Below are 19,784 nucleotides of genomic sequence, written 5' to 3' on the forward strand. Positions count from 1 at the left end.
CTACCTTCTTATCTTTAGTTTATCGCCTTTTTGAGCATTATATTTATTCTAGACCTCAACTATCCAATATTAATTTATTATGAAATTTCAAGTAATTTTTACTTTTGATTCAGAATATGAAGGCTATATTGCTGAGGTTCCTGAACTTCCAGGCTGCGTGAGTCAAGGCAAAACACTAGATGAGGCAATTGAAAATATTAAAGATGCCATTACAGGATATCTCCACGTTCAAGCTAAACATGGCAAACCTTATATTGTTAAAGAATCGCAAGTATTTATCGGGGAAGTTGTAGTATAAATGGGACGTTTATCAAATATCTCCGGTAAGGAAGCTGTCAAGATTTTTGAAAAATTTGGTTATGTATTAGATCATCAAACAGGAAGCCATATTATACTTTGGTGTGAATCGAAACCAACTTTATCAATTCCCAATCATCGGTAATTAGCACCTGGGTTACTTAGAAGTTTGATTTGACAGGCAGGAATTACAGTTGATGAATTTCTCTAAAACAAATGAACTCAGATATAAGAACTATTATATTAGTCAGAATAACCCTATTAAATTCTTGAATCATCGCTGTTAATCTTATAGCCTCAGCCAACTATAATGTACTTAAGATTTTACACAAGGATGGAACCATGACTAATACTCAAAAGATGGTTCGGTTAAACTTAGATTTGTCACCTGAATTAAATCAGATATTAGACGAACTAGCAAATAAAATAGGCACAAGTAAAGGTGATATTCTGCGTCAGGCTATAACCTTGATGCAAATTATGGTTATAGCTAAAGAGGAAACCAAAAAATTAGGAGTTCCAGAAGCAAATCAATTGATAGTGAATGAAATAATTGTCTTATCTGAACAGCAGCCAAAACCTCATCCATTAGACACATTTATGGAAAGGCTCGGCCCTTGGGAAGATGAACGTACTGCTGAGGAAATAGTCAAAGACATTTATGATAGCCGTACTATTTCTAACAATGACATTAGTCTATGACTTATTTACTTGATACTGATACTTGCATTTATTGGATTAAAGATATTAATTCAGTTAGAAATAAAGTTAGAGAAATAGGATGGGAGCAAATTTCTATTTGCAGCATCACGGTTGCTGAGTTATATTTTGGTGCTTATAATTCTCAACGAGTAGTGGAAAATTTAACTCGTACAGAAAACTTCATTCAAAACTTACCCGTTGTACCATTAACCAATCCTGCTCTGAGAAAGTATGGTGAATTAAAAGCAGAACTCCGTAGAATAGGACAAACAATTGCTGAATTTGATTTACTAATTGCTAGTGTTGCACTTGCAGACAACTACACTTTAGTAACAAACAATACTCGTCACTACGAACGCATCAACGGATTAAAACTGGAAAACTGGACTCTGCTTTAGAAACTCAACATTAGTTAGTCTCAATTATTTGGCTGTATGCCACTATAAATTAGATTATCAGGCGCGATCGCCCACTTTCTCTTCTACCAATAGGATGAAGTAACAAACTTAGGATTTGAGCGTTATATTTATTCTAGACCTCAAATATACAAGATTAATTTATTATGAAATTTCAAGTAATTTTTACCTTTGATTCAGAATATGAAGGCTATTGCGATCGCAATTATAGCTTGTGAACAACTTTACTCTACACTGATACCTTTATCTATATGACTCCACAAACCCTAGACAAAATCAATACCCTCGAAGAACAGCGTTTTCTCTTACCTGGCCATTACAGTTGGGAAGAATTTGAGAAACTTGAAGCCTTAACAGCAGATGCGCCAGGTTTGCGGATAACTTATCTTGATGGGTGTGTGGAATTTATGACTCTTGGTGAACAACACCAAGCTATTAAAAGTGTGATTGCTATATTTTTAGCGCTTTACTTCTTTGAAAAAGGTATAAATTTTATCCCTGTAGGTGGCGCTACTCGTCGAGCAAAAGAAAAGGGAGCTTCTTTTGAACCTGATGAATCTTATTATATAGGGGAAAAGAAAGAAAATCCTGATTTAGCAATTGAAGTAAATATTACTAGTGGGAGTATAGATAAACTAGAAAAATATAAGCGTTTTAACATTACCGAAGTCTGGTTTTGGGAAAATAATCAGATATCTGTATATCACCTCACTCATGATAACTATGAGCAAATTTATCAAAGCCAATTACTACCAGACTTAGATATAAACTTGTTAGTGCGTTGTGTTTTAATGCCTTCAATAATTGAAGCAAGAACAGAGTTTATCAAAGAAATTCGGCAGTAATCTTTTAATTGTTGGCATCTAAACAGCATGACAGATAGAACAGATTTATCAAAAATAATTGCCAATAAAACTGAAAATCCACTAATAATCTCACCTGAAAATTTGCAGTCACAAGAAAATTTAGAACTTGAGCGAAAACTGCGAGAACTAAAGTTTAAACAAGAACTAAGAAAAGATTGGATTTTATTTATTGTCAGGGATGTAGTAATTTTTCCTGCCGCTATCCTTTTTATTTTTGCTGTCAGTGGTTATTCCCTATTTCTTCATATTCATGGGTAACTTACTCTGACTAGAATTTTTAATCAACCGCAGAGGCGCAGAGTACACAGAGAAAAGAGAGATAATAGAGTTTACAAAAATTTGTAGTTATTTCTTTACCTCTGCGTTCTCTGCGCCTCTGCGGTTATTTAAAAAATGCTACACCAGTAAATTTGCGTAATTATTTTTACAGACGACGAAGCCAACTTGCTACAAGTAAACTCATCTTTATATCCACACAAATTTTGCTGGATATAAAGCAAGTATCTGATGGAAATCATCTAAAAATATGGGGCTTTTAATATTTTCTGTTGCTTTAGTTGCCATTGTTGCTGTAATTATCATTAATAGCTACAACGATTTAGTCAAGTATCGCAATCGTTACAAAAATGCTTACTCTCAAATCGATGTTCAATTACAGCGCCGCTATGATTTAATTCCCAACTTGGTGGAAACTGCCAAAGGGTACATGAAACATGAACGGGAAACTCTAGAAGCAGTTATTGCCGCTCGGAATTCTGCAATTAATGCTAGCAGTCGTGCGGCACAAAATCCCGGCGATCCGCAAGCGATGCAACAGTTGGGCAATGCTGAAGGAGCGCTAACGGGTGCGTTAAGTCGGTTGATGGTACTTTCAGAATCTTATCCAGAATTGAAAGCCGATCGCGCCATGACTCAGGTAATGGAAGAATTATCTTCCACTGAAAACCGGATTGCTTTTGCCCGTCAGGCTTTTAATGACGCCGTGACACTTTACAACACCAAGAGCGAATCTTTCCCCAGCAACCTTGTAGCCAATACTTTTAACTTTACTGTTGCAGAATTGCTCCCCGAAGCTACTCCAGAAATTAGAAATGCTCCACGCGTGTCTTTTTAGGTGTCTATGAATTTCTTTGAACATCAGGATCGGGCACGCCAAAATACGCAACAATTAATCGGGTTATTTTCCCTGTCGATCGCAGTTATGATTATGGCGATTTATATTGCCACTTTATTTCTGTTTCGCATGGCTCCCCGTGTTTGGTGGCATCCAGGGTTATTTCTCTACGTAGCTGGGATTACAATAATTGCGATCGCAATCGGAAGCTTATATAAAATTGCCTATCTCCGTGAGGGCGGAAGCGTAATTGCCGAGGAGTTGGGGGGAAGACTCCTGCTACCAGATATGGCGGATGAACAAGGGCGACAACTATTAAATATTGTCGAGGAAATGGCGATCGCTTCTGGTATTTCCGTCCCAGAAGTTTATCTGCTTGAGAGAGAAACCAGCATTAATGCCTTTGCTGCGGGATTTACGCCTAATGATGCTGTAATTGGAGTTACCCGTGGAACCTTACAACATCTGAACCGGGATGAACTACAAGGAGTTATCGGCCACGAATTCAGTCATATTCTCAATGGAGATATGCGGCTAAATTTGCGTTTGGTGGGATTGTTGCACGGGATTTTGTTCATTTACTTAACCGGGGAATTGCTGTGGCAAATTCGTGGTAGCTTCCGTTTAGGAAAGGAAGACAAGGGTTTACCTATCTGGGCTTTTGGTTTAGCATTGATGGCAATTGGCGGTATTGGATTATTCTGTGGACGCTTGATTAAAGCCGCCGTCTCTCGCCAACGGGAATTTCTCGCCGATGCTTCGGCTGTACAGTTCACTCGCAACCCCAACGGACTTACCGGAGCCTTCCAAAAACTCCAAAAGATGGATTCACGCTTGATTGCGCCCGGAGCAGAAGCCGCTAGCCACATGTTTTTTGGCAACGCCCTCAACCCCTCTTTCTGGGAAAATATGTTTTCTACTCACCCACCCTTAGCAGAACGTATCCGCCGCGTTGGGGGTTTGAACGTCAGCAATTTACCAGCAATGCCATCTCGCAATCAGGCGCGTTCCCCCTCCCAGGAATCGCTAACAATGGGCTTTGCTGGTGGTTCTAGTACCACACCAGAGCAGATTGTGAACCAAGTGGGAAGCGTCACACCAGAGCATTTTGCCCATGCTCAAGCCCTGTTATCGCAGTTACCAGAATCTCTGCGTTTAGGTGCGCGGGAACAGGAAAGTGCAATGGCGATCGCTTTTGCCTTAGCGTTAGATACTGAAAATATCGAGATCCAAGAACGTCAAATTGCTTGGTTACGCGAGGTACAGCCTGCTGAGTTGGTAGATAAAACCTTAGAATTGAGTAGCGAAATTAGCCAGTTAGATCCTAAAATTCGCTTGCCGCTTGTGGATTTAGCAGTACCCGTATTGCGCCAAAATTCTGCCAAAGAATGCCAAAGGTTGTGCAAATGCGTCCACGGTTTAGTTGTAGCTACCGGAAGTTTATCACTGTGGCATTTTGTGTTGCAGTTAATCCTGTGGCATCGTCTCCAACCTAGTATAAATCCCACATCTGCGATAACGGTTGAATTTACCTCTATAGAAGAGATTTGGCCAGATAGTTTATTAGTATTGTCCGTCATTGCCCGCGTCGGATACTCCCAACCCGATGCGTCCATCGAAGACATCGCCTATGCTTTTCGTTCTGGAGTTTTTCGGCTTCCTAAAGCTGGAGAACAAGAAAAACCAGAAATACCACTTACTTGTAATTTCACTGAGCTTAAGAAGAGTATCGATCGCCTCCGTCTTGCCAGTCCTAAACTGAAGCAAGCTATTGTTGATGCCTGCGCCCACACGGTACTTTTGGATAATAAAGTAACACAGTCAGAAGCAGATTTATTAAGAGCGATCGCTATGACGCTAGACTGTCCCATTCCCCCATTTTTAAACCCTCAGCGTAGCGTTTCCAAACAGAAACAATCTTCTTCAAAGGGAAGTTAATATTAAGACTTACGCATTGACAGGAAACCCCAAATATGCGTTAAGAAAAAGGTGGATCTTTCGTAGGGGTTTAGCATTGCTAAACCCCTACAGCGCGGATCTATTTACCATCAAAGTAAATTCTGATTGGTCTGCGTAATAAATGCTATCTAGAATTACAAGAATATTATTCAGGTTGAGTTGCTCTATGTTTCTCAATGCCCGTGCTGCACTGTAACGAACATCGGAGTTAACGGATTTATCCTTTAATAATTGAACTCTTTCTGTTTCTTTTTCTGAAGCATGTAATGTTTTTTTTAATCGTTATATCCATCTTCTGTAACATTCTATCTACTGTCGAGCGACCAATAAGAACTCCTACCTTTTTTTCTAACTCTTCCCGTATCTCTGCCAACGTTGCATCATTATTCTCTTCTACAATTTCTTTGAGGACATTTAATTGCTGCTCGTTTAACTTTGGTGGAGTTTGTTTTATCCTAACTTTATAAGCTATGTTTCCTGTTTCTCGATATTGTTTGAGTATTTTTTCAATGAAACTTAAAGTCACACAAAATCTTGCTGCCAACTTACGTTGTGAGATTCCGCCTTGTAAATATGTATCAACTATTTTCTGTCGTAAATCGAGCGAGTATGGTTTCATTTATAAATTTACTTAAGATGCACAGCTTTGTTTGAGTAATTGTACTTCATTAGCCTGGGAAACGCTATAATAACTCTTTACTAATACCGAATTCGCGGATCTACATAAGCATTTAAAATATCAATCAAAATGCTGGCACTGACAACGATCGCACCAAAAAAGACTAGCACTCCCTGGACTGTGGGATAATCACGATCTGCGATCGCTTGATACAATCGATTTGCTAACCCAGGCCAAGAAAATGTCACCTCTGTCAAAATCGCCCCACCTAACAGAGAGGCAAAAGTTAATCCCAACACTGTAATTACTGGAATTAGAGCATTCTTTAAGGCATGGGAGGCTAAAATCTTATTTTCACCAATACCTCTGGCTCTAGCGGCTTCTACATAATCTGCTTGCAAGGTTTGCTTTAAATTAACTCGTACAATTCGCTCAAAAATTCCACTGAGCAAAATTCCCAAAGTGAGACTCGGTAGGGCAAGATGGTGCAAAGATGTGAAAAACTGAGTGAAATTTCCACCGAGTAAGCTATCAATTGTATACAATCCAGTCACAGTAGTGGGAGCCGGAAGATTGGGCGGAAAGCGGTTGGAATTGGGAAACCAACCCAGTTGGACTGAGAAAATCAACTGTAAAAGCATTCCCGCCCAAAACATGGGGAGTGCGTAAGTGATGATACCAAATAAGCGCCCACCGACATCAAAATATGTCCCAGGACGAGAAGCGGAAAGAGTCCCAACCGCAATTCCAACGATGAGTGCAACCGCCATACTACATACTGCTAACTCCACCGTCGCCGGGAAATATTGTCCAATTATGTCCCAAACATTCTGTCCGCGACTCATTAAAGACGTTCCTAGATCAAAACGTAGTATGCTTCCCAAATAATTGAGGTACTGTAGCCACAGAGGAAGGTTTAAACCTAGTTGTTTTCGCAATTCTTCTTTAGCAGCTTCTGGCGCACGTCCGCCGAGAATCGCATCTGCTGGATCTCCCGGCGTTGCTCTTAGTAAGAGAAATACAATGGTGATGATAGTTAATAGCTGAAGTGGCGCAAGAAGCAACCGAGAAACAATGTAATATTGTAAAGCTTTAGAACGAGACATATTTAGGTAGGAGTTAGGAGTTAAGAGTTAGGAGTTAGGAGTTAGGAGTTTGGAGTTAGGAGTTAGGAGTTTGGAGTTTGGAGTTAGGAGTTAGGAGTTTGGAGTTTGGAGTTAGGAGTTAGGAGTTAGGAGTTTGGAGTTAGGAGTTAGGAGTTTGGAGTTTGGAGTTAGGAGTTTGGAGTTTGGAGTTAAGAGTTAGGAGTTAGAGGTTAGGGGTTAGGAGTTAGCAATTATGAATTAAGATAGACAGCTAACTTGCAAAATTATTTAATTACTATATCCAGTGAAGTTGAACATCTATAATTTTGCTCATAATCACATTCATAATTTTGTGACTTTTGCAAGAAGTGTAATTCCTAACTCCTAACTCCTAATTCCTAACTACTTTTTAATTGTCTGGTAAACCAGAATTTGGGTCGGGTTAAGTTGTACGCTGTTCACGCCATTTCGAGCAAATACATAGTCTTTGCTTTGCCATAAAGGAACATAAGGTACATCAGTAGCAACTTGCGTTTGAATTTCTGCAAAAATTTTCTGACGCGCTTCGGGATTTAGTTCTTTGCGTTGCTGGTCAATCAGTTTATTCATGGCTTCGCTATAGTAAAACGAACCCTGAGTTTGACTGGCTCCATCTTCGCATCCTTTAGCAACTGAACCTTTATCACAAGTCAAAAACGGCTGGACGTAATTATCTGGATCTAAAAAGTCTGGATACCAATCAAGTAAGGCTCCTGGATATAAACCTTTGGAAATGTCTTTAAAGAAGGCTGGCCCTTCGGCTTGGGTGACTTCAAATTGAAGTATTCCATCCATTTTGGCATCAACAAGAGATTTGAGCGTCTGTGCTGCCAAACTACGAGTAGGTGAACTAGAAGGATACCAAATTTGTACTTTTGCCGGATTCTCTTTAGAAAAACCAGCAGTAGTTAACAATTTTTTAGCTTGATCAAAGTTAGCATCACCATATTTTTCTTTAAATAATGGCACAGAAACTTTCAACGTTGTCGGAATCATGCTGTAAAGCGGATCTGCTTGACCAAGTAACGCCCGTTCATTTAACAGGGGACGGTCAATTATTGAAGCGATCGCTTGTCTTACTTCTAATTTATCTAAAGGCTTTTGATTCCGGTTTAATACTAGATAACTTACTACACTACCTTCAGCTGCGATCGCTTGCCAATCCCCTTTTTTACCACCTTCTGACAAGCTACGATTTTGATCTGGCTGTAGCGATAAATAAGCTACATCGATTGCGCCTGTACGGAAAGCATTAAACAAATTAACCGGACTAGTTTGAATTTGCAGGTTAACACCCTTGTTAATTGGTTTTTCTCCCCAATACTTATCAAACACATCAAATCGGATTGAATCAGTACCATACTGTCCTAACTTGTAAGGGCCAGTCCCCACAAAGATATTCGGCTTAAATTTACCAGCACCAAGTTCGTAAGCTTTTGGCGAAACTGCACACACCCCAGGAAACGCCAGCAATGAAGGAAACGCTGCAAAGGGTTTTTTCAATTTGATGGTTAACTCATACTCGCCTGTAGTTTTTACCAAATCTACTACATCAGCTAGTAAGAATGAGGGTTTACCTTTATTTTGAATAAAGCGGTTGATGGTAAACGCCATTGCTTGAGCATTGAAGGGAGTCCCATCGTGAAAAACCACTCCCTGACGTAAGGGAATGGTATAAGTTAAGGCATCTTGGCTAACTTTAGGTAATGCTGTAGCTAGCTGGGGCTTAATTTCCGTGCTTCCTGGTTCGTAGGTGTAGAGGCGATCGCTCATATTAAACACCAAGCCTAATGATGCTAACTCATAAGCATCAGCCGGATCAAGGGTTCTCGGCTTTGCCGTTGTACCTATAGTAATACGACCATCACCTGTAGGGCTATTTACAGAACCCGATGGTGGCGTAGAAGAATTAGGACGAGGAGCGCAACTAACAACTAAAAATAAACATAGACAGAACAAAGATAGGAATTGTGTAATCCGACCCCACCGTTTTACGGACAAGGAAAACCACGTCATACAGTTAACTTTTATTGTGATTACCGGTGAGTGATCATATTATATATTTGCTAGTTTTATAGCAATTTTTACAATTGATTACTAATCTACATACTTTTTATAGAGAGCTTTGCTCGAATAGATGGATTATGGTATTCAGGATGATTAACATAAAAATACTTTAATGCTAACTATAGTATATAAAACTTTAGTATGCATAAGTTTACTACAATCTTTAATTGTCTTAGAGGATGTTTGAAAAGTCCTCTTGTCGGTATCAAATAGTTTTAGATCCCCCTAAATCCCCCGAAAATTGGGGGACTTTGATTCTTCCCCCAATTTATCGGGGGGTTAGGGGGGATCTAAAAGTGCCTAAAGTCACAGCGAAATACTTTTCAAACAATTTCTTAGCAAAATTCTATGAGAGCTGAAATACTTGATAAATTCGGAAAACAAGTCAGAGATGCAAGATTGCAGAGAGGACTATCCCAAGAGGAATTAGCCGAAAAAGCAGAACTTCATCGGACATACATAGGAATGATTGAAAGAGGTGAAAAAAACATCACTCTTATAAATATTGGAAAAATAGCTAAGGCGCTGGCTATAGCTATAGATGAATTGTTAAAAGATATTAATTAAAATGGTTAAAGAACAACAAGAAGAAAAATGGATAAATGATATTCGTAAGTATTGTAAGAAAAAATAAATGGATAAAAATAGAAAAATGCGACGCTTTCTTCGATGAATTACTTTTAAAAATTTAGATAATCACCTCATTCAAATTTACAGTGATTATTTATATAGAATAATTCAAATTTTTAAAATTAACTGTTCAGATTTTTGAAAAGTAGAGTCAATAGAAGAGTAATTTAATATAAAAATTTCTTTTCCCTTATATCGTTCGCCTTTAAAATTATCTTGTTTACTCTTTCCATTTTTTTGATCGTCGGTTCTATTAATTGTATAATTCCATTCTTTGTCGTGTATTTCTAATGCCCATTCATATAGGTTTCTAATTTCTTCGCTATTATCGTAAGTTATAAGAAATTTTATCCTCTCCTTATGTCTGTTTAATATTTCGCATAGCCTAAAATGATCGTCTTTAGAAAATGAATGAACATAAAATTTATCTTGATCTGCATTAAAATAAGGAGGATCAATAAATAAGAAAGATCCATCAGGTACAGATTCGATAACTTCTTCAAAGTCGAGATTAGTAATTTTAACGTTTTGAAGTTTCTTAGAAGTTCGCCGTATATTTCTGGGCCAATTCTCTGGACGCATACTGTATTTTTCACCATATCCCCAATAACAGTTCTGATGCTTCATGATCCCAGAGTAGGAGGTTCTGTTGAGGTAAAACCATCTACCAGCTTGCTCTAAGTTATTTTGTGGTATGAATTCATTTTTGTAATATGTATGTCTTTCTTTAGTAGCAGATTCACCTTGTAAAAATTTTATTAATTCTTCGGGTTTATCTCGAATTATTAATAAGGTATTTATTAATAACTCATCAATATCATTGAGCCAATTAATATTTACTTTATCTTTTACAAAAAAGATAGATCCACCTCCTGCAAAAGGTTCAGCATAATAGGAGTGAGAAGGAATATGATTAAGAATCAAATTTCGAGCATAAAATTTGCCGCCAGGATATCTAAATGGTGAGTTGATAGGTTTGTTCATAATTACCTGAACTATTCATAAAATTATGTTCGGCATTTGCTAACCATAGTATACATAAATATTTATTGTCAACTGGTCAAAAAAATCAAACTATTAGTTTAAAATCAAGTATATAGTTTTGTTATTTATTCTACTGAGTTAAATGAGAGAAATCAGTATTTTTCTTATTAAAAAGTGGGCAATAATAATTTAGGCAGCATTAAATTAAAATATCCTTATTTATACATTGTTAACAAATAATATACGATATCGTTAACAGCGGATTGAAAGTCTAATAGTGAGACTAAAAACGTGAAGTATTTCTTTCTATCTGAGGGATGGGCAGTTGCGAGAGTCTGGGCATCTGATGGACTCTGGCAAATAACCGCATGGCGACGCCAACCAGATATTCAGCGAATGAATATTTGTTTAGTGGAACAAAACGAATTGCTATGGCTTTATCGAGTTGAAGAAGCCGTTTTAACCGTGGAAGTGAAGCCAACAACACCAGTAATCGGCAGTAAAACCATAGGACAAGTAGTACTCAAGCGTCTGATGAGCGCTGAACAGGTAATTGAACGCCTGGCTACGGCTGAGACGAAGTGTCAACTGCAAAACATCCAATTGGTGGTTCAGTAGACGGTGGGGAGTAGGGACTTGTACTGAGCGCAGCCGAAGTAGTAGGGAGTAAGGAGTAGGGAATAAGCCAAGTAACATAACAACATAATTATTCTTATCCCCTGCTCTTGTTCCCCCACTCCCCACTCCCCTTATAAAGAAATTTAATCCCCGATAGCGATTGGTAGCGAAAAAACTTGGACATGCTACGCGATCGCATCAATTTACACGCTTGCAAACAATTCCATCAATAGTTACACTTTTTAAAACATTCTCATTTTTGCTTAGTGATGGCTACCCTACAAGGTAAACCTCAAGGGAGCGAGTAAGCATTGCCTCATCTCCCACGCCGTCTAACTTATAAGACTAAGCTGTGGTAAGGTTCTGGCTGTGGCAATAACAAAAAACAAGAGAGAGTTTTCTGAGTGGCGGTTTTCGTTTCTCAGAATCTCAGTAAGAAAATTGCTTTGTAAACTAACTCATTGAGGAGGAGCGTAGTCGATGGGACTACCCTGGTACCGAGTACATACAGTCGTTCTGAATGATCCAGGGCGGCTAATTTCTGTACACCTAATGCACACAGCCTTAGTAGCAGGCTGGGCTGGTTCGATGGCACTCTACGAACTAGCTGTTTTTGACCCTAGCGATCCTGTTCTCAATCCCATGTGGCGTCAAGGGATGTTCGTCCTGCCCTTCATGTCACGTTTGGGCGTTACCCAATCTTGGGGTGGTTGGAACGTTACTGGTGGCCCAGCAACCGATCCTGGCTTCTGGTCATTTGAAGGCGTTGCTGCGGCTCACATCGTTCTTTCCGGTCTTTTGTTCCTAGCTGCCGTTTGGCATTGGGTTTACTGGGATTTGGAACTCTTTAGAGATCCCCGCACTGGTGAACCTGCCCTAGACTTGCCAAAAATGTTTGGCATTCACCTATTCTTATCTGGTCTACTTTGTTTTGGATTTGGTGCTTTTCACCTCACCGGACTATTTGGCCCAGGCATGTGGGTTACTGATCCCTATGGTATAACTGGAGCCGCGCAAGCAGTCGCACCAGAATGGGGCCCAGATGGTTTTAACCCATACAACCCTGGTGGTATTGTGGCTCACCACATTGCTGCTGGCGTTGTTGGTATTATTGCAGGCTTATTCCACCTCACAGTCAGACCCCCCGAACGGCTCTATAAAGCCCTACGGATGGGGAACATTGAAACAGTACTTTCTAGCAGTATTGCAGCAGTTTTCTTTGCTGCTTTCGTTGTTGCAGGTACTATGTGGTACGGTAACGCCGCCACTCCCATCGAATTGTTTGGCCCAACCCGCTATCAATGGGATCAAGGCTACTTCCGTCAAGAAATTCAGCAGCGCGTCCAAACAAGTGTTGCCCAAGGTGCAACCCTTGAACAAGCTTGGTCGCAAATTCCCGAAAAGCTGGCTTTCTATGATTACGTCGGTAATAGCCCCGCTAAAGGCGGTCTATTCCGTACAGGGCCAATGGTCAAGGGTGATGGCATTGCTCAATCTTGGCAAGGTCACGCCGTATTCAAAGATTCTGAAGGCCGGGAATTGACCGTGCGTCGTCTCCCCAACTTCTTTGAAACCTTCCCAGTGATTTTGACCGATGCAGATGGAATTGTCCGCGCTGACATTCCCTTCCGTCGGGCAGAATCTAAGTATAGCTTCGAGCAATCTGGTGTCACCGTCAGCTTCTATGGTGGCAATCTGAATGGTAAGACCTTTACAGAACCAGCTGATGTGAAGAAGTATGCCCGGAAAGCTCAAGGCGGTGAAATCTTTGAATTTGACCGAGAAACCTTGAACTCTGATGGTGTATTCCGCACCAGTCCTAGAGGTTGGTTTACCTTTGGACATGCAGTATTTGCTCTCTTGTTCTTCTTTGGTCACCTCTGGCATGGCTCTCGGACAATCTACCGAGACGTATTTGCTGGTGTTGATGCGGATTTAGAAGAGCAAGTTGAGTGGGGTCTATTCCAGAAAGTGGGTGACAAGTCAACCCGCCGGAAAGAAGCCCTATAATTTCAGTGCTGAGTTATGAGTGCTGAGTTCAGAGTTAAGGCTCTGACTCTGCTCTCAGGTAACTCAGCATTCAGAACTTTAACTACTGGCTAGATAAAGAGGAAATCGTAATATGGAAAGCGTTGCGTACATCTTGATTTTCACTCTGTGTATAGGTACTCTCTTCTTTGCGATCGCATTTCGCGAACCCCCTCGCTTTGAGAAACCAAAAGATAAGTAGATCCTATATACCAGACATTTGGGAACTCCAAAAAATAAATTATTCCACATTCAAGTCGTTGACTGTTGACTGAAAACTCGTGAACCGTCAACGGTCAACAGTGAACAATAGCAATGGAATATTTTTTTAGTTGGAAGTCCCTTAAGCGGATTTAATGTTAGTATCCGTTGCTACTAAGGATAGTAGCAACGGATATTATTGTATTTGTCCTTTATGTTGTTTTTCACTCATGACTAATGACCAATGACTAATTGTTGTGATATAATTTCCAATCTTGGAGCAAATATATGTTAATACTAGCTTTTCTGCGCTAGGATGAAAATGGATGTTAATGTAAGCTGCCATAAAAGTGTTTGCATAACACATCACGCCTGTCACACAACCTTTACGGAGACTAGAACCAGGAACAAATCAGCATGGTCAATCAGAATTTAACCGCTACAGAAATTGGATTCACTCACGAAGATTTCGCTGCTCTACTTGACAAATACGATTATCATTTTAGCCCTGGTGATGTTGTCCCAGGAACAGTTTTCAGTATAGAGCCGCGCGGCGCTCTGATTGACATTGGTGCTAAAACCGCAGCATATATTCCTATACAAGAAATGTCTATTAACCGGGTAGATAGCCCGGAAGAAGTCTTACAGTCAAACGAAACGCGGGAATTTTTCATCCTCACCGATGAAAATGAAGATGGTCAATTAACCCTTTCCATTCGCCGTATTGAATATATGCGGGCTTGGGAGCGCGTGCGACAGCTACAAGCAGAAGATGCTACTGTCCGTTCTGGCGTATTTGCAACCAATCGCGGTGGAGCATTGGTACGGATTGAAGGATTACGTGGCTTTATCCCCGGTTCTCATATCAGTACCCGCAAACCTAAAGAAGAATTGGTCGGCGAAGATTTGCCATTGAAATTCCTAGAGGTGGACGAAGAACGTAACCGCTTAGTTCTATCTCACCGTCGGGCACTGGTTGAACGCAAGATGAACCGCCTAGAAGTCGGCGAAGTAGTAATTGGTACAGTTCGTGGCATCAAACCCTACGGTGCTTTCATCGACATTGGCGGCGTCAGTGGTCTACTGCACATTTCTGAAATTTCCCACGAACATATTGATACACCTCATAGCGTGTTCAATGTCAATGATGAAGTAAAAGTTATGATCATTGACTTGGATGCAGAAAGGGGTCGGATTTCCCTATCTACCAAGCAGCTAGAACCCGAACCCGGCGACATGATTAAAAACCGGGATTTGGTCTACGATAAAGCAGAAGAAATGGCTGCTAAGTATCGTGAACAACTCTTAGCCAAGCAACAAGGTGCTACTGCTGCGGCGGCTGCACCTGCGGAAGTTTTAGCAGAAGAAGATATTCCACCAGCAGCAGAACTTGACGAAGATATTCCACCAGCAGCAGAACTTGAAGAAGTAATTCCAGCAGCCACGGAAACTGAAGAAGATATTCCACCAGCAACGGAAACTGAAGAGGCAATTCCAGCAGCTATTGAAGAATAATACATTTATAGTTTTACTTATTTTTAAGTAAGAGTATTAAATAATTCTATAAAGAGGGTTTTCCCCTCTTTTTTTATGTGGAGAATTGAGAACAGTTAGGAGTTAGGGACTTCCAAGTAAAAAAATATTTTATTGCTATTGTTGACTGTTGACCGTTGACGGTTCACGAGTTTTCAGTCAACAGTCAACAGTCAACAGTCAACAGTCAACAGTCAACAGTCAACAGTCAACAGTCAACAGTCAACAGTCAACGACTTGAATGTAAAATAATTTATTCTTTGGAGTTCCCTTAAGTATAAAAACTCATAACTCTTTACTTTTAACTAAATAAATGGAATGAAATATTGTGGCAACTATTAAATGTAGAAACATCACGTTTGATAATATCCAGGCAATTTTGTTTGACAAAAACGGTACCCTAGAAGATTCAGAAACGTATTTGCGATCGCTCGCACAAAGAGCAGCCAGGTTGATAGACGCTCAAGTTCCCGGTATTGGGGAACCGCTATTAATGGCATTTGGCATCAATGGGAATATTTTAGATCCGGCGGGTTTGATATCAGTAGCGAGTCGCCGTGAAACAGAAGTTGCGGCTGCGGCATACATTGCCGAAACGGGAAGAGGATGGTTTGAATCTTTAAAAATAGCCCGTCAAGCTTTGGATGAAGCGGAAAAATATATTGAAAAAGCTCCTTCACCCCTGTTTGTGGGTAGCTTAGACTTGTTGAAATACCTACAGAAAAGTGGTTTGAAACTCGGTATTCTCTCAGCTGCAACAAGTGATGAAGTACATAACTTTGTAGAGAATCACCAATTAAGTGATTATATCGAGTTGGAAATGGGAGTAGATGAGGGGCCGAGTAAACCCGATCCACTGCTATTTTTGCAAGCTTGCCAAGCTTTGGCTGTCGAACCAGGCGCTACATTGATGGTGGGTGATTCCGTTGGTGATATGCAAATGGCGCGTGATGCTAAAGCCGCAGGTTGTATTGGTATCACTTGGATAAATAAGCCTGATAACGTCCGAGGTGCAGATGTGGTAATTAATCAACTTGATGAAATCCACATTTTAAAAGATTAGTTTACCTTTAGCGACGCCAAATAGCTGTTAAATCAGCGAACAGTGAACAGTGAATAGTTAAGGGACTTCCAAGAAATAAATTATCCAATCTTGTGGGGTGGGCATCTTGCCCGCCTTTGACTTATGGGCGTGTCGCCCACCCCACAATAAATAGTTCTATATTTTTTTATTTGGAAGTCCCTAATCATTGGAAGCAGTTGGAGATTTGATCCCGGCTGAAACACGCCACTTATATTGCAATACGCCTGGGTTAAGGATTTTTGGTATTGATTTTAGGTATGTAGAGACTAGCAATTGCAACGTCTCTTGCATTGGATTTGGGGATTAACCCAAGCAAGGGCGCTACATCACAATACGGTTCAGTTAAGAAGAATAGTAGGTTGGGTTGAGCGGCAGCGAAACCCAACAGAGCCTTGATAATGTTGGGTTTCGTTCCTCAACCCAACCTACGCCTACTGAGGGAAACCTTAGCAAGGGGGCTATATCACCACTACCTATCTACGTACTTTCTCGTAATAATTTGTTAAAATTAACTTAATCTATGTCTTTAGATAGATATAAAATATTTCTCAAATGACTTACTATTTTTTCGAGACTTGTTGCAAGGGCAATTTCGATAAAGAAATTCAGAAGTCAGAATTCAGGAGTCAAAATCAATTAGTGGGGGATTGAAACCCGCCTATTGGTAGTTGACCACTAAATCTTCTCCTTTGGAGACGCTACGCGAGCAATTTAGTCGCCGTCTTAAACCATTTATTCGTCCGCTCCTAGACTCGTTACCACAGTTGTACGGAATCAAATTCTAAATTGCCAATTTTAACTCCTGAATTCTTGTCTGAGAAGTGAAATACGCTGATAAATAATTAATTTCCGAGTCAGAAATTGATTGTTTTATCCTGTTTCTGTCTGCCTTAACAGAGCGTATTGCACAGATTTAAGAACTGCTAAAAGTCCCCAAACCCCAAACAGGCTGCTGGGTAAAATTCCTTTGTTTAGAAGTATCTTAGGAATTTTAAGTTGCAGCTAATGTCCACAGCAAATTACACGTTTTTGCGGAGTCCAAAATTATGAAAATTTTAACTGGCATTATTTCCAGCTTGACGCTACTTAGTTTAAATGTTGTCGGTTTATCTCAGGCACAGGCAACAGAAGGATTTACATTTCAAAAAGTTCCAGTAACTCTTTTCGGACCTGGTTGCCCACAGGGAACAGCAGAGGGAATTTTGAATGGAGATACTCTTTCAGTAACATTTTCTGCGTTTGAAGCTAAAGCTGCACCTCCTAAGGTTGTATCAACATCCTGTAATCTGCGAATTGGTCTTAATGTACCTTCTGGATTGAATGTTCAGCCGATTAACGTCCAGTATCTTGGCTTTGCAGATGTGCCTAAAGGAGGCAGTGCTGCCCTGAACGTTAGAATCCTCTTTCAAGGTCAGATAGTTCCAACTATCAATAATCCAAACGCAAACTTTAACGGTGGCTTCTCAGATGTTTGGGACAAAAATGTAGGTATTGTCTTAGGTACAATAAATGCATGTAGGAGGCCAGTGAGTTCGATTTTTGGTATCAATACAAATCTGACGGCAAGAGCTACAAATGTAGCAACAAAACCTGAAGGTCTAGAAACCCAAATCCGAATTGATACAATCGACACAACAATCGGGCCTGTATTATTCAAAATCAAGTTTGCTTTTAATCCTTGTTAGACTTTTTAAATGCATAATCTGCATTTAATTTCTCACAAAAGCTAATGCCTCTAAGAGGATGTTTTAAAAGTACCGGTGGCTCAGGTCAACTGGAACAAATAAATAAGGTTTCAGCCATGTACTGAGATAGTTCACAGTGCTTTATGATGAGAGCAAATACCGTTTTCAAACATCCTCTAAAGTTGCTTATCCAAAGATTTCTTGCAACCTCTCTGAAGAAATCTTTGGTTCTCTGTTTTAAAAAATAGTATTGGCGACAAAATGGCAATTCTTAAATAAATAAATAAATGAAATACGCTGATAAATAATTTCAAAGCCAGACATTGATTGTTTTATACGATTTCTGTCTGCTTTAGCCAGAGCGTATTGCATACTAATTAAGAACTGCTATAAGTCCCCAAACACCGAAGAGGCTGGCGGTTAAAATTCTTTTGTGTACAAGGAAGAGTCTTAGGGAATTTTAAGTTGCAGCTAATTTGTACAGGAAATTACACGTTTTCGCGGAGTCTAACAATATGAAAGTTTTAACTGGCATTATTTCCAGCTTGACCCTACTGAGTTTAAATCTTGTGGGTTTATCTCAGGTACAAGCTCAAACAGGAGGATTTGAGTTTCAAAATGTTCCAGTAAGTTTTTCGGGAAGTGGTTGCCCAGATGAGGGAACAATACAGGGAGTTTTAAATGGAGATACCCTTTCAATAACATTTTCTGCATTTGAAGCTAAAGCTCCACGTCCTCTGACTGTATCAGCATCCTGCAATCTGCGGATCGGTCTGAATGTACCTTCTGGATTTAACGTTCAGCCGATTAACGTCAAATATCTTGGCTTTGCAGATGTGCCTACAAGAGGTAGTGCTGATCTGAACGTGAAAATACTCTTTCAAGGTAGAGAAGTTCCAACTACCGATAATCCAAATCAAAGGTTTAATGCTGGCTTCTCTGATGTTTGGGCCAAAGATGTAGGTATTGTATTAAACACAATAAATGCATGTAGGAACCCAGTGAGTTCGGTTTTTGGTATCAATTCAACTCTGATAGCAAGAGGTACAACTATACCTAGAAACCAAGAAACCCAAATCCGAATTGATACAATCGACACAACAATTGGCCCTGTATTGTTCCAAATCAAGTTTGATTTTAATCCTTGTTAGGTTTTTTAAATGCAAAGTTAGTTTTGCATTTAATTTTTACTAAAAGCTACTCCCCATAAAGTTGGGTTACCAAATTTTCAAAAGATTTCTTCTAACCGCTCTGAATAAATCTTTGACTCTCTGTCTTGAAAAATAGTTAGGTCAAGTCAAGGTAGCTGATAAATCTAACGAAATCACAATTTGCTAAACATCTGTCTTTAGATAGGTAAAATATATTTTTCTGTGATTTTGAATTTTTTCAAGGCTTATTATGAGGGCGATTCTGAATTATAGAAGAATTCAGAAGTAATAATTCAGGAGTCAGATCAATTAGTAGAGGGTCAAACCCGCCATTTTATTGTTCAACACTAAATCGAACGCGAGTGCGCCTCAAAAGGAAAAGATTGAGTGGGATATTAAACCCATTTATTTGTTTGCTGCTAGACTAGCTAGCGCTGCTCTATCCGCCAGTTGCACAGAATTCAGTTTTGAATTCTAAGTCCTGACTCCTGAATTATTTTCTGATAATCGAAATACGCTGATCAATAATTTCCGAGTCAGAAATTGATTGTTTTATCCTATCTCTGTCTCCCTAAATCAGAGCGGATTGCAAAAATTAACGACTACTATAAATCCCCAAACCTGGAAAAGGCTACTGGGTAAAATTTGTTTTTACAGAAGTATTTTAAGAATTTCGTATTGCAGCTAATATTCATAGGAGATTACA

At 39.7% G+C, this 19,784-nt stretch carries 20 protein-coding genes; 16 read left to right on the forward strand and 4 right to left on the reverse strand.

What is annotated here, in order from left to right; translation table 11 throughout:
* Positions 1 to 79 precede the first annotated feature (79 nt).
* The 8 genes from D1367_RS26255 to D1367_RS26290 all read left to right on the forward strand — a co-directional run bounded on the left by D1367_RS26255 (position 80) and on the right by D1367_RS26290 (position 5,333).
* The gene (locus D1367_RS26255; protein ID WP_094350665.1) at positions 80 to 298 is read left to right on the forward strand and encodes a type II toxin-antitoxin system HicB family antitoxin; all 219 of its coding nucleotides are present in this window, start codon (positions 80 to 82) and stop codon (positions 296 to 298) included.
* Positions 299 to 442 (forward strand): type II toxin-antitoxin system HicA family toxin, encoded by a 144-nt coding sequence (locus D1367_RS26260; protein ID WP_225892409.1) that lies wholly within the window; start codon positions 299 to 301, stop codon positions 440 to 442.
* 197 nt (positions 443 to 639) lie between these two features.
* Complete coding sequence (locus D1367_RS26265) at positions 640 to 999, forward strand: ribbon-helix-helix domain-containing protein (RefSeq protein WP_118169520.1); 360 nt, start codon at positions 640 to 642, stop codon at positions 997 to 999.
* Positions 996 to 1,397 (forward strand): type II toxin-antitoxin system VapC family toxin, encoded by a 402-nt coding sequence (locus tag D1367_RS26270; protein ID WP_118169522.1) that lies wholly within the window; start codon positions 996 to 998, stop codon positions 1,395 to 1,397. The genes D1367_RS26265 and D1367_RS26270 overlap by 4 nt, the downstream gene beginning before the upstream one ends.
* A 269-nt stretch (positions 1,398 to 1,666) precedes the next feature.
* The gene (locus D1367_RS26275) at positions 1,667 to 2,260 is read left to right on the forward strand and encodes a Uma2 family endonuclease (RefSeq protein WP_118169524.1); all 594 of its coding nucleotides are present in this window, start codon (positions 1,667 to 1,669) and stop codon (positions 2,258 to 2,260) included.
* A 27-nt stretch (positions 2,261 to 2,287) separates the two neighbouring features.
* On the forward strand, positions 2,288 to 2,539 hold the full coding sequence (locus D1367_RS26280; RefSeq protein WP_118169526.1) for a hypothetical protein: 252 nt from the start codon (positions 2,288 to 2,290) through the stop codon (positions 2,537 to 2,539).
* 268 nt (positions 2,540 to 2,807) lie between these two features.
* Entirely contained in the window at positions 2,808 to 3,395 is a 588-nt protein-coding gene (locus D1367_RS26285) for a LemA family protein (RefSeq protein ID WP_118169528.1), read from the forward strand.
* A gap of 6 nt (positions 3,396 to 3,401) precedes the next feature.
* Positions 3,402 to 5,333 (forward strand): M48 family metallopeptidase, encoded by a 1,932-nt coding sequence (locus D1367_RS26290; RefSeq protein ID WP_118169530.1) that lies wholly within the window; start codon positions 3,402 to 3,404, stop codon positions 5,331 to 5,333.
* Positions 5,334 to 5,571: 238 nt separating this feature from the next.
* On the opposite strand, the gene D1367_RS26295 is transcribed toward D1367_RS26290, so the two are convergent.
* The 3 genes from D1367_RS26295 to D1367_RS26305 form a co-directional block, all read right to left on the reverse strand.
* Positions 5,572 to 5,973 (reverse strand): helix-turn-helix domain-containing protein, encoded by a 402-nt coding sequence (locus tag D1367_RS26295; RefSeq protein ID WP_225892408.1) that lies wholly within the window; start codon positions 5,971 to 5,973, stop codon positions 5,572 to 5,574.
* A gap of 80 nt (positions 5,974 to 6,053) precedes the next feature.
* Positions 6,054 to 7,079: an ABC transporter permease gene (locus D1367_RS26300; protein WP_118169532.1), complete on the reverse strand. Its 1,026-nt coding sequence runs from the start codon at positions 7,077 to 7,079 to the stop codon at positions 6,054 to 6,056.
* 381 nt (positions 7,080 to 7,460) lie between these two features.
* The gene (locus tag D1367_RS26305) at positions 7,461 to 9,113 is read right to left on the reverse strand and encodes an ABC transporter substrate-binding protein (RefSeq protein ID WP_118169534.1); all 1,653 of its coding nucleotides are present in this window, start codon (positions 9,111 to 9,113) and stop codon (positions 7,461 to 7,463) included.
* A 399-nt stretch (positions 9,114 to 9,512) separates the two neighbouring features.
* Here D1367_RS26305 and D1367_RS26310 point away from each other — a divergent pair, with 399 nt between their 5' ends.
* Positions 9,513 to 9,731 carry a helix-turn-helix domain-containing protein gene (locus D1367_RS26310; RefSeq protein ID WP_118169536.1) on the forward strand — a complete coding sequence of 73 codons (219 nt, stop codon included), beginning with the start codon at positions 9,513 to 9,515 and terminating at the stop codon, positions 9,729 to 9,731.
* Positions 9,732 to 9,902: 171 nt separating this feature from the next.
* Here D1367_RS26310 and D1367_RS26315 read toward each other — a convergent pair whose 3' ends face one another.
* A complete protein-coding gene (locus tag D1367_RS26315) occupies positions 9,903 to 10,778 on the reverse strand; it encodes a DNA adenine methylase (RefSeq protein ID WP_118169538.1) in 876 nt (291 codons plus the stop codon).
* Positions 10,779 to 11,069: 291 nt separating this feature from the next.
* On the opposite strand from D1367_RS26315, the gene D1367_RS26320 reads away from it, so the two are divergent.
* From D1367_RS26320 to D1367_RS26350, 7 genes are all read left to right on the forward strand, one after another.
* Positions 11,070 to 11,396, forward strand: a complete 327-nt coding sequence (locus tag D1367_RS26320; protein ID WP_118169540.1) for a hypothetical protein — start codon at positions 11,070 to 11,072, stop codon at positions 11,394 to 11,396.
* Between the two features lie 480 nt (positions 11,397 to 11,876).
* Entirely contained in the window at positions 11,877 to 13,406 is a 1,530-nt protein-coding gene (gene psbB / locus D1367_RS26325) for a photosystem II chlorophyll-binding protein CP47 (RefSeq protein ID WP_118169542.1), read from the forward strand.
* Positions 13,407 to 13,518: 112 nt separating this feature from the next.
* Positions 13,519 to 13,626: a photosystem II reaction center protein T gene (locus D1367_RS26330; protein ID WP_084227385.1), complete on the forward strand. Its 108-nt coding sequence runs from the start codon at positions 13,519 to 13,521 to the stop codon at positions 13,624 to 13,626.
* 416 nt (positions 13,627 to 14,042) lie between these two features.
* Positions 14,043 to 15,140 (forward strand): 30S ribosomal protein S1, encoded by a 1,098-nt coding sequence (locus D1367_RS26335; protein WP_118169544.1) that lies wholly within the window; start codon positions 14,043 to 14,045, stop codon positions 15,138 to 15,140.
* 346 nt (positions 15,141 to 15,486) lie between these two features.
* A complete protein-coding gene (locus tag D1367_RS26340) occupies positions 15,487 to 16,221 on the forward strand; it encodes an HAD family hydrolase (protein ID WP_118169546.1) in 735 nt (244 codons plus the stop codon).
* A gap of 1,067 nt (positions 16,222 to 17,288) precedes the next feature.
* A complete protein-coding gene (locus D1367_RS26345) occupies positions 17,289 to 17,927 on the forward strand; it encodes a DUF4360 domain-containing protein (RefSeq protein WP_118169548.1) in 639 nt (212 codons plus the stop codon).
* Positions 17,928 to 18,442: 515 nt separating this feature from the next.
* Complete coding sequence (locus D1367_RS26350; RefSeq protein WP_118169550.1) at positions 18,443 to 19,078, forward strand: DUF4360 domain-containing protein; 636 nt, start codon at positions 18,443 to 18,445, stop codon at positions 19,076 to 19,078.
* Positions 19,079 to 19,784 lie beyond the last annotated feature (706 nt).

Origin of the sequence: Nostoc sphaeroides (assembly GCF_003443655.1) — a bacterium.
Lineage (GTDB): Bacteria > Cyanobacteriota > Cyanobacteriia > Cyanobacteriales > Nostocaceae > Nostoc > Nostoc sphaeroides.

What these genes read in the sequence shown, in the direction of transcription:
- D1367_RS26255 (WP_094350665.1), top strand. Translation starts at nt 80, where the DNA reads ATGAAATTTCAAGTAATTTTTACTTTTGATTCAGAATATGAAGGCTAT.
- D1367_RS26260 (WP_225892409.1), top strand. Translation starts at nt 299, where the DNA reads ATGGGACGTTTATCAAATATCTCCGGTAAGGAAGCTGTCAAGATTTTT.
- D1367_RS26265 (WP_118169520.1), top strand. Translation starts at nt 640, where the DNA reads ATGACTAATACTCAAAAGATGGTTCGGTTAAACTTAGATTTGTCACCT.
- D1367_RS26270 (WP_118169522.1), top strand. Translation starts at nt 996, where the DNA reads ATGACTTATTTACTTGATACTGATACTTGCATTTATTGGATTAAAGAT.
- D1367_RS26275 (WP_118169524.1), top strand. Translation starts at nt 1,667, where the DNA reads ATGACTCCACAAACCCTAGACAAAATCAATACCCTCGAAGAACAGCGT.
- D1367_RS26280 (WP_118169526.1), top strand. Translation starts at nt 2,288, where the DNA reads ATGACAGATAGAACAGATTTATCAAAAATAATTGCCAATAAAACTGAA.
- D1367_RS26285 (WP_118169528.1), top strand. Translation starts at nt 2,808, where the DNA reads ATGGGGCTTTTAATATTTTCTGTTGCTTTAGTTGCCATTGTTGCTGTA.
- D1367_RS26290 (WP_118169530.1), top strand. Translation starts at nt 3,402, where the DNA reads ATGAATTTCTTTGAACATCAGGATCGGGCACGCCAAAATACGCAACAA.
- D1367_RS26295 (WP_225892408.1), bottom strand. Translation starts at nt 5,973, where the DNA reads ATGAAACCATACTCGCTCGATTTACGACAGAAAATAGTTGATACATAT.
- D1367_RS26300 (WP_118169532.1), bottom strand. Translation starts at nt 7,079, where the DNA reads ATGTCTCGTTCTAAAGCTTTACAATATTACATTGTTTCTCGGTTGCTT.
- D1367_RS26305 (WP_118169534.1), bottom strand. Translation starts at nt 9,113, where the DNA reads ATGACGTGGTTTTCCTTGTCCGTAAAACGGTGGGGTCGGATTACACAA.
- D1367_RS26310 (WP_118169536.1), top strand. Translation starts at nt 9,513, where the DNA reads ATGAGAGCTGAAATACTTGATAAATTCGGAAAACAAGTCAGAGATGCA.
- D1367_RS26315 (WP_118169538.1), bottom strand. Translation starts at nt 10,778, where the DNA reads ATGAACAAACCTATCAACTCACCATTTAGATATCCTGGCGGCAAATTT.
- psbB (WP_118169542.1), top strand. Translation starts at nt 11,877, where the DNA reads ATGGGACTACCCTGGTACCGAGTACATACAGTCGTTCTGAATGATCCA.
- D1367_RS26330 (WP_084227385.1), top strand. Translation starts at nt 13,519, where the DNA reads ATGGAAAGCGTTGCGTACATCTTGATTTTCACTCTGTGTATAGGTACT.
- D1367_RS26335 (WP_118169544.1), top strand. Translation starts at nt 14,043, where the DNA reads ATGGTCAATCAGAATTTAACCGCTACAGAAATTGGATTCACTCACGAA.
- D1367_RS26345 (WP_118169548.1), top strand. Translation starts at nt 17,289, where the DNA reads ATGAAAATTTTAACTGGCATTATTTCCAGCTTGACGCTACTTAGTTTA.
- D1367_RS26350 (WP_118169550.1), top strand. Translation starts at nt 18,443, where the DNA reads ATGAAAGTTTTAACTGGCATTATTTCCAGCTTGACCCTACTGAGTTTA.